Origin of the sequence: Algoriphagus sp. TR-M9 (assembly GCF_027594545.1) — a bacterium.
GTDB lineage: Bacteria > Bacteroidota > Bacteroidia > Cytophagales > Cyclobacteriaceae > Algoriphagus > Algoriphagus halophytocola.
The window spans coordinates 4,189,447-4,202,139 of record NZ_CP115160.1; the positions used below are offsets into that span (position 1 = coordinate 4,189,447).

The window sequence follows — 12,693 nt, forward strand, 5'->3', positions numbered from 1 at the left end:
TTCAAAAAGTTCAAAAAATATGGAGGACAGATAGTCGAAAATTATGTAACAGCAAATTAATTCTATTGAGAAAGCGGAGAAGGCTCATTTTCATGCATTACTTCCGACAATATTATTAGCTGTAATTATTCAATATTTAGTATTTAATATAGGTCTAAGTCTACAAATCAGATATTTTATTGGAAAATAAGTTATATTTAGTCAAGTCATTTTTAGAATTAATAGAATAAATTGTTGGCTATGAAAACCTCAAAATTTCTTCCCAAACTCAATCACAAATCTTCTCTTTTCCTTTTTCTGGTAAGTTTCATTCTCATCCCAGAGACAGCATTTGCCAACACTTTTGAAGATAAGATCGCTGAGGTGGTCAGTTGGATTGCCCTGATAGTAGCACCAATTGTACTGATTACTGTTTTTCTCATGGTTCATGTTCTACCTGAAAAAATCGCAGAAAAAAGGAATCATCCTCAGGCAGAAGCCATCAAAACACTCTGTATTCTTTCCCTGTTTTTTGGTGGCCTTCTATGGCCTTTAGCTTGGCTTTGGACTTATTCTAAACCCGTCTTTTATAAAATGGCATATGGAACGGATAAAGGCGATTATCATGAAGAAACCATGGAAGATTTGAAGCAGGATAAAGCTCTCAAAGCAAGCAGTGAACGATCTCCAAAATCCTAATATTTTTAATCAATTTTCTTCTCAGAACCTAGTAAGTCATGGAAATATTATTGTTTCTGATATACAGCGGGATTGTCTGGCTGATTTTCTTCAAATACAAACTGCTTCCTTGGAACACTATTTCTCAGGTAATTGTAATTACAATTCCAGTAGTAGCCATCGCTATGCTGATCTTGCTTCTGAACATTTATGCGCCCAGCTCACACGATGTCCGTGTCATGAACTACACAGTAGAGATCGTGCCTACAGTTACCGGGCAAGTAGTAGAAGTCCCAGTTGAGCCCAATGAACATGTGAAAAAAGGAGATGTACTATTCAAAATCAATCCTGAGCCTTTTGAACTTAAAATCAAAAATCTGGAGGCTAAAATACCCATGCTGGAAGCCAAAGTAGTCAGCGCCCGTGCTTATGATAGGGAGTTGGAATCTCAGCTGACCTCCGCAAATAGCCAAATCCGTGTCATCCAATCCCAACTCGACCTGGCTATCAAACGATTGGAACAGACTAAAGCACTGGCAGAATCAGGTGCTGGATCCAAATTTGACTATGAACAAGCACAAACTAATCTGGCAAATTTTCAAGGACAAATAGCGGTTGCAGAAGCGAATAAATCACAGGTTTTGCAAAAAATGTCTGCTCAGTCATCAGACGGAGAACTTTCAGAAATAGCCCAAGCCAGATCCGCATTGGAGGAAGCCAAGGCACAAATAGCCCAGGCGGAATGGGATCTGAGCCAAACCACTTTTTATGCACCGGCAGATGGACGTGTCATCAATTTGCAGCTACGTCCCGGAGCTATGGCAGTACAGTTTCCGATTAAGCCTGTGATGAGTTTTGTAGAAGATGAGCAGTGGGTCACCGCGCTTTTCCACCAAAATGAACTACGCTATGTGGAGGATGGAAACGAGGCAGAAATCGCACTTAAAACCTATCCAAACCGGATCATTAAATGTGAAGTGGAGCATATTGTCTGGGCAAATGCCCAGGGGCAATTGACCGCAAGCGGGATGATTCCTGATACACAGCAGACAGAATTTCACGAAGGTAGATTTGCAGTTCGCCTGAAGATAGCTGAAGAGGATAAGGATCTTTTTCTAGCGTCTGGAGCGGTAGGACAAGGAGCAATTTATACCGAGCGTGGCAAAATCATCCATCTGGTTAGAAAAGTAATCCTGAGAGTAGGCACTAAAATGGATTGGCTAGTACTCAAACTCCATTAAACCATGCGAGCATTATCCAAACAACTCAAAACTTTTCTAATTTTTGCAACTGCTGCAGTTTTGCAGACCACTTGTGCCGTAAAAGCCCCAACCTCAAGCGAAGAGCTGCAGGAACAGGTTTTTGCCAATTTTATCCTGCCTTCCACCTGGCAATCCACTGCATTAAATAGTGCTGACTCCACCATCACGAGCAACTGGCTAAGTGATTTCAACGACCCTCAATTGGATTCTTTGGTACAGGAAGCATTGATTTACAATTACGATTTGAAAATCAGTTGTATTCGTATCGATCAGGCTATGGGATACGTGGAAATGGCCAAAGCAGCCCTGAGACCTGCCTTTTCAATCTTAGGCCGACAAAACACCAAACTGGGTGGTGATCTGGGTGGTGGGCTAAACGGTGCTATTCTTTCCGCTTCCTGGGAAATTGATCTCTGGGGAAAGCTAAGAAATGCCAGAAATGCTGAGGAGGCAAATTTGCTGGCTTTGGAGAGCGAAGTCTCTTTTGCTCATTTATCGCTAGCAGCACTGCTAGCGAAGTCATACTATTTGGCTACAGAAATTCATCTGGAAACTGAATTGGCAAAGGAGATGATACGAATCTCCGAAATGATGGTAGATGTTGCCACTAAAAGATTTGAAATCGGAATCGGGACAGAAATAGATTTGGTGGTATCTGAGGCGAATTTAAATAACCTCAAAGATGGTCTACTACAACTTGAACTTGCCTATGCCAATCAATTACGTGCAATGGAGATTCTTCTCGGAAGATACCCCGCTGCAGAAATCCAGATAAATGAAGAGTTGATCGAAATGTCCAATGCTATTCCTGCTGGAATACCCTTTCAGATTTTGGAACGGCGACCGGATGTGTTGGCAGCACTGCAGCGATTTAATTCTGCATTTTATCGTGTGGGCGAAGCGAAGGCAGCTCGATTGCCAAGACTTTCCTTAACTGGAGGATTTGGGGCTATCACTAGCCAGGTGGTAACTTTACGACCAGAATTTTCCAATCCCATCAGAAGTATAGGAGGCGAATTGTTTGCACCGACCTACCAGGGTGGAGCGTTGAAGGCAAATGTGGAAATCAGAAATTCCCAGCAAAAAGAAGCCGCAGAGATCTATGGCAGAACGGTGCTAAATGCGATAGGAGATGTGGAAAATGCCTTAGATGCAGTCGAAACAGTAGATGGAAGGGAGCAGTTTCTCGTGAATGCAGTGGCAAGTAATGAAAAGGCCTTTGAGCTGGAGCAACAACTATTCGAAGTCGGGAAAACAGATATGCGGGATGTGATTCGCCAGCAAATGGATCTGTATTCCACACAAATCAATCTGCTAAGGATCCGTAGTCAAAAGATTTCACAACGAATCGATCTTTATTTGGCTCTGGGTGGAAATATGTAAAGAGTTAGTCTTTACCCTGTCTCACTACGTTAAAGATTAATCAAATCATTGATAAATCCATCAATCAAACTTCATCCTCTGAATTCTAATCGCATTCAAAATCGCCAGCAAAGCCACTCCTACATCAGCGAAAACGGCAGCCCACATGGTCGCCATACCCAAAGCTCCCAATACCAAGACCAGCACTTTGATCCCAAAGGCAAATCCAATATTCTGCCAGACGATTTGCTTGGTCTTTTTCCCGATAGAAATAGCCATCGGAATCTTGCTCGGGTTATCGTCCTGAATCACCACATCAGCGGTTTCAATCGTAGCATCGCTCCCCAAGCCACCCATGGCAATTCCTACATCAGAGATAGCAACTACAGGAGCATCATTTACTCCATCTCCGATAAATGCAACTGTACCTTTTTGAGCTTTGATCTCCTTGACTTTTTCTACTTTGTCCTCAGGAAGTAGGTCTCCAAAAGAATTAGGAATACCCAGTTTGTCAGCCACAAACTTGACCACATTGCTTTTATCTCCACTTAGCATGGTGATCCCAACGCCAATAGATTTCAGTTGAGCTATGGTGTGCTGAGCATCATCTTTAATGCTATCTGCAATGGTCAAAAAGCCTGCAAATTTCCCACCATAGGCTATCGCCACCACCGTGTAAACAATGTTGGAAGGATCGATGGAGTGGGGAATCGAATACCTATCCATCAGCTTGAAATTACCTACAAGCAATTCCTTGCCTTCAACCTGAGCTCTCAAACCATGTCCAGAAATTTCCTCGACATTTTCCAAGACAATGCTTGAATCAATCTCACCCACGTGATTTTTAATCGCTGTGGCAATTGGATGGGAACTTTTACTTTCCAGCGCATTGGCAAAATGAAGTATCCTGGAATTTTCAAAATCAGGCTCCAAATGCACTTCCTGAACATTGAAAACGCCTTCAGTCATTGTACCTGTCTTGTCCATCACCACATTTTTGATCTCAGCGATGCTATCCAGGAAATTACTTCCTTTAAACAAAATGCCGTTTTTACTCGCTGCTCCAATTCCTCCAAAATACCCTAGCGGAATACTGATCACCAAGCCACAGGGACAAGAAATGACCAAGAAAATCAGTGCGCGATAAAGCCAATCGCTAAACTCATAATTGTCCACAAACAGGAAAGGCAAAAAGCAAATTCCAATCGCTAGAAAGACCACAATTGGCGTATAGATTTTGGCAAATTTTCGGATGAAAAGTTCCGTAGGAGCCTTTTGAGCAGTTGCATTTTGCACCAATTCCAAGATCCTCGAAAGCTTGCTATCCGTGTAAGCTGTGGTCACTTGCACTTGGGATACCGTATTCAGATTCACCATCCCTGCGAGGACAACTGCGCCTTTTTGCTTGGAATCCGGCTTGCTTTCACCGGTCAAAGCAGAGGTGTTGAATGAAGCTTTTTCCGACAAGAGTTCGCCATCCAAGCCAAGTTTTTCCCCAGCTTTTAGCTGAATGATATCGCCGATTTTTGCGCTGGCCGCTTTGATTGTTTTGGTAGAATTCCCTTCCAAAATCGTCACTTCATCAGGTCGCTGATCAAGCAAAGTCTTGATGTTGGTTTTGGCACGCGTGACTGCCATGGCTTGAAAAACCTCCCCAACAGAATAAAACAGCATCACTGCCACACCTTCTGGATATTCTCCAATCGCAAAAGCGCCAACTGTGGCGATTCCCATCAGTAGAAATTCAGAGAAAATATCACCTTTCAGAATGCTGCCCCAAGCTTCCTTCAACACAGGAAAACCAACAGGTAAATAGGCTACTAAATACCATCCAAAGCGAATCCATCCCTGGAACCAATCCTGTGGAAAAAGGTAATCAAACCCCAATCCAATCGACATCACAACAAATGAAAAAATAGCTGGCGCAAAGAATCTCAGCATGCTTTCGCCTTCAGGCGCAGCATGGTCATGGTCATGTCCATCCTCGGGAGAGTGACTTTTAGGATCAAGGTTTTCATCCTCTGTACAGCAGCAATCTTTATTTTTTAAATCCACGAATGCTCTTCGTTTAGTTTTGATTAATCAACTTCATTACCTCGTTGATTGGCAACTCTTGAACCACATGTCCGTCCTTTCCTTCCATAGTTTCTGCGGCAAACAAGGAATTAATAATCGCTTCTTCCGTGGCTTCAATCACAGCCATAAAAAGTGAGCTCATATCGTCATTTTGAATAAATTCAGCTTTTTCTAAAGTTTGAGAAGGCAATACGTATGGAATTCGAAGGCCCTCAGCAGTGCTGAATGCGATCACATAATCACCTGATCCGTTGGATGCAATACCACCGGTTTTAGCCAAGCCCATCATGGCGCGTTTTGCCATTCGTTCCAAATTCCTTTCTAACACAGGAGCATCAGTAGCCACTACTATCATGCAGCTTCCGTCTGATTTTTCCATAGCATCCCGAAATGGATATTTTCCCATTTTCTCGCCCACAGCAACTCCATCGATTTGCAGATTTCCTCCGAAATTAGTCTGGACTAAGATCCCGACCGTGTAGCCACCCAGACTTTCAGGGAGTTTACGAGAAGCCGTTCCTATTCCGCCTTTCCAGCCAAAGCAAACTGTCCCAGTTCCAGCTCCCACATTTCCTTCCTCGACTTTGCCAGATTCTGCTGACCGGATCGTTTGGATGACTTCCTCAGGAGAAATATGCATTCCGCGGATATCATTGAGATAGCCATCATTCGTTTCGCCCACCACGGCGTTTACGGACTGGGCGGTTTGATTTTGTTCCAAAGAATACCGAACGGCTCCTTCGATTCCAGCAGCCACACTTAGCGTATTGGTCAAAATAATGGGGGTTTCAATATTTCCCAGTTCCTGCACTTGGGTGACGCCAGCCAGCTTTCCAAAACCATTTCCCACATAAACCGCTGCAGGCACTTTTTGCTGAAAGAGATTCCCGCCATGCGGTAAAATGGCTGTTACTCCGGTACGGATATTTTCTCCTTCGATTTTGGTGAAATGCCCCACTTTCACTCCCGGCACATCGGTGATGGCATTCAGATTGCCCGTGGGCAAAATGCCAAAAATTATCCCTTTTTCCCGTGGTCTTTCTTGGGAAAATGCGGAAGAAGTGAGGAAAAAGCAAAGTACAAATAAGGTTTTGAGGTGTTGCATAGCCGGTAGTTTCCCGAATTTAAACTTTATGTCTTCACCAAAAAATAACCGAGGCTATCAATCACAGGAAAACTGCTTTTTAGGGTTTATTCTGGCTTTTTGAGAATATTATTATACCTATTTGTATGCAAAAATGGGATTGATCCGAGCATCTTATAAATTAGCATTTCGCTCAGAGGATAGTTGAGATTTAGACTTCGCGCAGTCTGACAGCGCTTCTGATCTCACATTCTTTGTATGAGATTGAATTTTAATGTAGTCTGGAAGGACACATACTTTGTAGTGTCCTCTGTGTTAATCTCAGTGCCTTATCTGCGGTTAAAAAAATCATTATGCTTAAAAAAGAACGATACGAAGCGGTCATCAAACATTTCAGGGAAAATATGCCAATTGCTGAAACTGAGCTTCAGTATGAAAATCCCTTTCAGCTCTTAGTCGCAGTGGTACTTTCAGCACAATGCACCGATAAGCGCATCAATATGGTGACACCGGCACTTTTCGAAAAGTTTCCTGGACCTGAGTTTCTGGCAGCTTCGAATTTTGATGAGCTATTTCCATACATCAAGACCGTTTCATATCCGAATAATAAGACCAAGCATTTGTTGGGCTTAGGCAAAATGCTGATCGAAGACTTTGGCGGAGAGGTTCCCGCTACCGTCCCTGAGTTGATCAAACTGCCCGGAGTAGGCCGAAAAACTGCGAATGTAATTACTTCAGTGGTGTGGAATCAACCGAATATGGCTGTGGATACTCACGTATTTCGAGTTTCAAAAAGACTGGGCTTAGTCTCCCAGACTGCCAAAACTCCGTTGGAAGTGGAAAAGCAACTCATCAGGCACATTCCCAAGGAATATGTACACATCGCACATCACTGGCTGATTTTGCATGGCCGGTATGTGTGCCTAGCACGAAAACCTAAATGCGAAGAATGTACCCTCACGCATTTGTGTAGGTACTTTGAGAAGCAAAACGGGAAAGTCACCAAAGTTCAAACTGGAAATTAATGTGCGGGATTCACCTGATCTGGGGCAAAGAGGCCAATAGAGAGGCAATGGAGAGCATGCTTCAGAATAGCAAGCATCGCGGACCTGACCAGCAGGAAAGCCTAAGTCCCTGGCCAGGGCTTTGGATTGGAGTAAATCGCCTGAAAATTCTGCACACGGGATCCGAAGCCGATCAGCCATTTTGGTCACCCGACAGCAGGTCTTTGCTTTTATGGAATGGTGAGCTTTATAATTTTCAGGAGCACAGAAATCTGCTTGTTCAGATGGGAATTACCCTTTCCACGCATTCCGATACAGAAGTGGTACTGCACATGATCCGGGTGTTTGGCACAAAGGCACTGGAAAAACTCCAGGGCATGTTTGCTTTTATTTATGTGGATTTGACCGAGAAATCTGTGCTTATCGCGAGGGATAGAAATGGAGAAAAACCTCTATTCTACGCTCAAAATCCAGATACGCTTATGGTTTCTTCCGAATCCCGCTCCATTCATAATCTGAAATCGAGCCCCTTGGACACCCGTCAATTTGAGTCCTATTTTTACCTCCGGGCTCCAGTATTGGGAAATTCATTTTACAAGGGAATCCATGAATGGAAACCCCAGCGATACAGTAAATTATCCAATCACTCGGCATTTCGATGGGATAATATTTCTTCAGCATCTAAACATAATACCGGGGTCACTTACCCCAATTTCAAAGAAACCCTGACCGACTCCATTCTCAATCAATTCCATGCTGATGTACCCGTAGGCATGCTGTTGAGCGGGGGTTCAGACAGCTCCCTGATTTACGCGATTTGGCAGCGGGAAACCGGTTCGCACTTGCCTTCATACACCATTCAGGTCGAATCCAAGTACAGAAAGAAATACGCTGATGGAGACTCCGCCAGCAGGTTTACCAAGCAATACCTGAGCAGTCATCATTTGGTAGAAATTGATCAGAGGACTTTCTGGGAAAACTGGGAAGATTACCTGAAATCTGTGGATCAGCCTATTGGTGATTCAGCAGGTTTTCTTTACTGGATGATAGGCAAAGAAGCCAAAAACACTGTCAAAGTTTTGGTTTCCGGTGCAGGAGCGGATGAGCTCTGGGGTGGATATCAAAGACATCAGGCTTTTGCCCTTTATCAGAATTATAAAAATCCTTTACTCCGGTTTCGGGGGATTTTGGGAAAACTACCCCTGGGTAGGAGCTACCAGAAGTTTTTTTCCGCCATAGAAACAGATCCACGCAAAACTTTCTTGAATTTCTCTGGATTGCGGGATATCCCGGCAGATCTAGCACAGGACTATGAGCGGATTTTCAATGCAAATCTACATGAATACAAGCAGATGCTGGACTTTGACCGACAGGTTTATCTGGTGCAGGATGTGCTGAAAATCCAGGACAATGCACTCATGGCACATAGCTTAGAAGGTCGATCTCCATATTTGGATGCAAGTATGCTGGCACTTTGGGAGCAGGTGCAGGATGAAAGTCTTTTGCGAGGCAAACTATGGATCAAGAAATACCTAGAAGAACTGGATTTGACTTGGGTAGCTCAGCGCAAAAAACTAGGCTTTGGACTGCCACTTCAGGAATGGTTTGCGGAAAATGGAGAATTTGCGAAGCGTATATTTTCTTCTCTCAAGAATTTCGAGAAGACCCATGGAGAGCACTTCCCTCCCGAAATGCGTACACTTTGCTCAAGGCCAGATCTTGGCACCAAACACCATTTCTTAACGCTTTACAATCTGTTTCTTCTCGCAGAATGGGTGAAATTGCAGAAGCTATGAGGATAATCTACATCCATCAGTATTTCAAAACCCCGACCGAAGGTGGAGCCGTGCGCTCTTATCACTTGGGGAAGGGATTGGTGGATGCCGGGCACGAAGTGGAAATGATCACTGGCGGCTCAAGAATCGGCTACGATCAGCGCTGGATAGATGGGATCAAAGTGCATTACTTGCCTGTGGCTTACGATCAGAAATTCGGTTTTTTTAAAAGAGCCTGGGCCTTTCTAAACTATGTACGCCAAGCCAAAAAACTGATCAAAAAACTTCCAAGGCCAGATTTGCTTTATGTGACTTCTACGCCGCTTACTACCGGTTTGCTTGTGCTATGGGCAAAAGAGCGCTTGGCTATTCCTTATATTTTTGAAGTTCGTGATCTCTGGCCGCAGGCACCGATAGAAGTTGGGGTGATTAAGAATCCGCTGTTGAAAAGCAGTTTGAAAAGCTTGGAGAAAAAGATATACCAGCGTGCCATGAGTTTGGTGGCACTTTCTCCGGGAATCGCAGATCACCTGAGGAAGGTCACTCCAAACCAGAAAATTCATTTAATTCCAAATTTCTCAGATTTGGATAGGTTTTTCCCTATAGAGAAAAGCCAATTTTCCCTTCAAAAATATGGATTGCAGAACTCCTTGACCATTGCCTATACCGGAGCATTGGGTAAAGTAAATGCCGTGGATGAACTGTTGACGCTTGCGGAATTGGCCAAACTCCGGGGTAAAAATTGGCAATTTCTCATTATGGGAGAAGGAAGTTACAAGTCAAAGCTCCAGGGTTTTGCTAGCGAAAAGTTACTCTCGAATGTGCGTTTTTTGCCCTTTGGGCCGAAGGATAAAGTAAATGAAGTGCTGGGTCTGGCGGATTTTGCCTGGATATCTTTTGCTCACTTGCCTGTTTTGAAAACAAATAGTCCGAATAAATTTTTTGATGCTTTGGCAGCCGGGAAAGCTATTTTGGTCAATCACAAAGGATGGGTGTATGACCTGGTGAAGACTCATGAGCTGGGGATTCCCTGCCTACCTGCCAAGATCGAAAAGAGTTTTGAGAAGCTGGAAGAACTGGATCAGACCCCAGAAGAACTTGTGAGAATGGGCCAAAATGCCAGAAAATTGGCGGAAAAATATTTCACCAAAGAGCTGGCTGTTTCCAGATTGATCCAATGCATAAACCCTAAACAAATCCCTCAAAGTTACTCAGACGAAAAGGATACTCTGAGCGCATAGATTAGGTCAATCAACTTTTATTTTAAGTATATACGCATTGATTTTCAGATGGTTAACTAACTATTTTTTTCCTGATCAACTTCATTTTTAAACATTTCCTCAGTTAGCTGGTTTCATTGATCCAACTTAATATTTAACCATAAACCAACTGACATGAAAAATCTTAAATTGAATGCTTGGCGATATTTTTCGCTGTTATTAGCGCTCGCCGTTACAGTAGGCTTTAGCTCCTGCGATGATGATGATGACGATGACATGATGCCAGATCCGGATGATATCGTAGATGTACTAGAGGATGATCCTAGTTTTACTACGCTATCAGCAGCTATAGAAGTAGCGGGATTAGAAGGGGCTTTGAGCGGAACTGGTCCATTTACAGTATTTGCGCCTAATGATGATGCTTTTGGAGATTTCTTGAGCGATAATGGATTAAGTGCAGATGATATTTTAGGAAATGCAAGTTTGGCAGATATTCTAAGTTATCACGTAGCAGCTGGTAGCGTAATGGCTGCAGATGTAAGTGCAGGTCCAGTGACTTCACTGACGGAAGATCCCTTTTACGTAAGCATAGACCCAAATAATGGAGTGTGGATCAATGGTAACACCCAGGTGATCGCTACTGATAAGATGGCGAGTAATGGTGTAATCCACACCTTGGATTATGTGATTACTGCTCCTACCCAGAGCATTGCAGAAATCGCTGTTGCAAGCACACAGGCTTCCACTCCTGAGTTCACCCAACTGGTGGCTGCTCTCACTAGAGCAGGTTTGGTAGATGCAGTTAGCGGTGGATTTGAGGATAACTTGACCGTATTTGCACCCACTGATGCTGCTTTTGAAGCACTATATGACGCACTGGGAGTTGATGGAGTCGATGACATCGATCTGGATTTGTTGACCGATGTATTGACTTATCATGTGGTTCCTGCAAGAGCATTCTCCCAAGACCTCAGAGATGGAGCCAGTCTTCCAACACTTTTGGAAGGTGAAAATCTAAGTGTAGACCTTCCTGGGTTGATGATTAATGATAGCAATCTAGTACCAAGCATGCTGAACATACACGCTACAAATGGTGTGATTCACGTCATAGATCAAGTAATTATTCCGGAGTAAATAATTAGGAAGGGGTTTAGTGTAAAAAAGCGAGTCTAACAATGGACTCGCTTTTTTTTATCAACTCTTCATTAGCTACCTACTGATTTGGCTTTCTAGGTCTATAACCCGATTCTCTAAAAATTTTCTCAGCATCCGGCTCCGCCATCAGTACATCCAAGGGAACATCTTGATTGAACTGATAGTCATCGACTATATTCCAGCCCAGCCATCTTCCCATTCTACCCGGAGCTTTGGTGCTGATCGCATCGGTAAAAGGTGCTTCCCCTATGTACTTTCGGATTTCAAAGGGATTGGTCTCATAAAGCAGCTCATTTTCAATGAAATGTGACCAAATAAACTCCTCATTGGCAAAGCTTTCTGCTATAGCCTCTGGGGTATAACCTATGATAAATTGATCTGAAGTACAAGGCATGATCGCCTTTGTAAAATGATACGATTTACCATAATAGATCATCTCAGCCAGAAGGGTATTATCGGCAGGGTTGGTTTCATTGAATCGTGCCGAAACTGCCAAAACGATCATGGGAACTATATATGGTTTGTCATAGCGCTCAGCCATATATCGTGGGAGTTCTGGCTGAAATGAATGCGTGGGAGGCAGAAAATAATCCAAACCGATTACGATCAACTCATCTGTCACCACCAGGTCAGAATTAAAGCCCGAAACAAAGGTATAGACCTTTGGAACCTGAAATTCAGGAAAGTAGTATTTAATGGCTTTAAATGCATTTTCTAATTCGTGCTCTACATCCGAAATATCCGGAAAACTACCTGCTACAGAATCGGCTAAAATCTGCATAGCCGAATCCTGATGAATGGCAAGAAGCTCGGAAGCTAAGGAATCCTGGCTTGGATAGAGGTCCATTTGTAGGTATTCCTTGGCAAATTCAGGATGGGCCTCAAGCAAATAATTAAACTCCTCCACGGATTTGGCACTAAAAAAATCCTGTTCCAACCTATCGATTTTGAGGGTCAGATCCTGGCCAAGAATATCGTCCGACAATTCACAGCTTTCTTCCTTTTTGCCGCAGGCGAAAGCTAAAATCAGTAAAAATGAAAAGTATAAGTATCGAGAGCTGTAAATGCGCATGAATGATTTTTTTGTAAAAATAGGAA

Annotated in this window: 10 protein-coding genes; 7 read left to right on the plus strand and 3 right to left on the minus strand. The window is 43.3% G+C overall.

Annotation, left to right across the window (positions count from 1 at the left end; genetic code table 11):
- Positions 1 to 240 precede the first annotated feature (240 nt).
- The 3 genes from PBT90_RS17875 to PBT90_RS17885 are packed head-to-tail and all read left to right on the plus strand — an operon-like array spanning position 241 to position 3,302.
- Positions 241 to 678, plus strand: coding sequence for a DUF3302 domain-containing protein (locus PBT90_RS17875; protein WP_264807861.1), 438 nt, complete (start codon positions 241 to 243; stop codon positions 676 to 678).
- 38 nt (positions 679 to 716) lie between these two features.
- Positions 717 to 1,898, plus strand: a complete 1,182-nt coding sequence (locus tag PBT90_RS17880; protein WP_270130479.1) for an HlyD family secretion protein — start codon at positions 717 to 719, stop codon at positions 1,896 to 1,898.
- Between the two features lie 3 nt (positions 1,899 to 1,901).
- Complete coding sequence (locus tag PBT90_RS17885) at positions 1,902 to 3,302, plus strand: TolC family protein (protein WP_270130481.1); 1,401 nt, start codon at positions 1,902 to 1,904, stop codon at positions 3,300 to 3,302.
- Positions 3,303 to 3,362: 60 nt separating this feature from the next.
- Here the strand turns inward: PBT90_RS17885 and PBT90_RS17890 are convergent, their stop codons facing one another.
- Together PBT90_RS17890 and PBT90_RS17895 are read right to left on the minus strand one after the other, a co-directional pair.
- Positions 3,363 to 5,222 carry a heavy metal translocating P-type ATPase gene (locus PBT90_RS17890; RefSeq protein ID WP_270133197.1) on the minus strand — a complete coding sequence of 620 codons (1,860 nt, stop codon included), beginning with the start codon at positions 5,220 to 5,222 and terminating at the stop codon, positions 3,363 to 3,365.
- A 127-nt stretch (positions 5,223 to 5,349) separates the two neighbouring features.
- Positions 5,350 to 6,462, minus strand: a complete 1,113-nt coding sequence (locus tag PBT90_RS17895) for a DmpA family aminopeptidase (RefSeq protein ID WP_270130483.1) — start codon at positions 6,460 to 6,462, stop codon at positions 5,350 to 5,352.
- Between the two features lie 332 nt (positions 6,463 to 6,794).
- Between PBT90_RS17895 and nth the strand changes: the two genes are divergently transcribed.
- The 4 genes from nth to PBT90_RS17915 all read left to right on the plus strand — a co-directional run bounded on the left by nth (position 6,795) and on the right by PBT90_RS17915 (position 11,574).
- Complete coding sequence (gene nth / locus PBT90_RS17900; protein ID WP_264807864.1) at positions 6,795 to 7,466, plus strand: endonuclease III; 672 nt, start codon at positions 6,795 to 6,797, stop codon at positions 7,464 to 7,466.
- On the plus strand, positions 7,466 to 9,241 hold the full coding sequence (gene asnB, locus PBT90_RS17905) for an asparagine synthase (glutamine-hydrolyzing) (RefSeq protein WP_264807865.1): 1,776 nt from the start codon (positions 7,466 to 7,468) through the stop codon (positions 9,239 to 9,241). Before nth ends, asnB begins: the two co-directional genes overlap by 1 nt.
- Positions 9,238 to 10,461: a glycosyltransferase family 4 protein gene (locus PBT90_RS17910; protein ID WP_264807866.1), complete on the plus strand. Its 1,224-nt coding sequence runs from the start codon at positions 9,238 to 9,240 to the stop codon at positions 10,459 to 10,461. Before asnB ends, PBT90_RS17910 begins: the two co-directional genes overlap by 4 nt.
- A gap of 153 nt (positions 10,462 to 10,614) precedes the next feature.
- The gene (locus PBT90_RS17915; RefSeq protein ID WP_270130487.1) at positions 10,615 to 11,574 is read left to right on the plus strand and encodes a fasciclin domain-containing protein; all 960 of its coding nucleotides are present in this window, start codon (positions 10,615 to 10,617) and stop codon (positions 11,572 to 11,574) included.
- A gap of 79 nt (positions 11,575 to 11,653) precedes the next feature.
- Here PBT90_RS17915 and gldB read toward each other — a convergent pair whose 3' ends face one another.
- A complete protein-coding gene (gene gldB, locus PBT90_RS17920; RefSeq protein WP_270130489.1) occupies positions 11,654 to 12,667 on the minus strand; it encodes a gliding motility lipoprotein GldB in 1,014 nt (337 codons plus the stop codon).
- Between the last annotated feature and the right edge of the window lie 26 nt (positions 12,668 to 12,693).

Coding starts and splice junctions, on each gene's coding strand:
- PBT90_RS17875 (WP_264807861.1), top strand. CDS start 241: ATGAAAACCTCAAAATTTCTTCCCAAACTCAATCACAAATCTTCTCTT.
- PBT90_RS17880 (WP_270130479.1), top strand. CDS start 717: ATGGAAATATTATTGTTTCTGATATACAGCGGGATTGTCTGGCTGATT.
- PBT90_RS17885 (WP_270130481.1), top strand. CDS start 1,902: ATGCGAGCATTATCCAAACAACTCAAAACTTTTCTAATTTTTGCAACT.
- PBT90_RS17890 (WP_270133197.1), bottom strand. CDS start 5,222: ATGCTGAGATTCTTTGCGCCAGCTATTTTTTCATTTGTTGTGATGTCG.
- PBT90_RS17895 (WP_270130483.1), bottom strand. CDS start 6,462: ATGCAACACCTCAAAACCTTATTTGTACTTTGCTTTTTCCTCACTTCT.
- nth (WP_264807864.1), top strand. CDS start 6,795: ATGCTTAAAAAAGAACGATACGAAGCGGTCATCAAACATTTCAGGGAA.
- asnB (WP_264807865.1), top strand. CDS start 7,466: ATGTGCGGGATTCACCTGATCTGGGGCAAAGAGGCCAATAGAGAGGCA.
- PBT90_RS17910 (WP_264807866.1), top strand. CDS start 9,238: ATGAGGATAATCTACATCCATCAGTATTTCAAAACCCCGACCGAAGGT.
- PBT90_RS17915 (WP_270130487.1), top strand. CDS start 10,615: ATGAAAAATCTTAAATTGAATGCTTGGCGATATTTTTCGCTGTTATTA.
- gldB (WP_270130489.1), bottom strand. CDS start 12,667: ATGCGCATTTACAGCTCTCGATACTTATACTTTTCATTTTTACTGATT.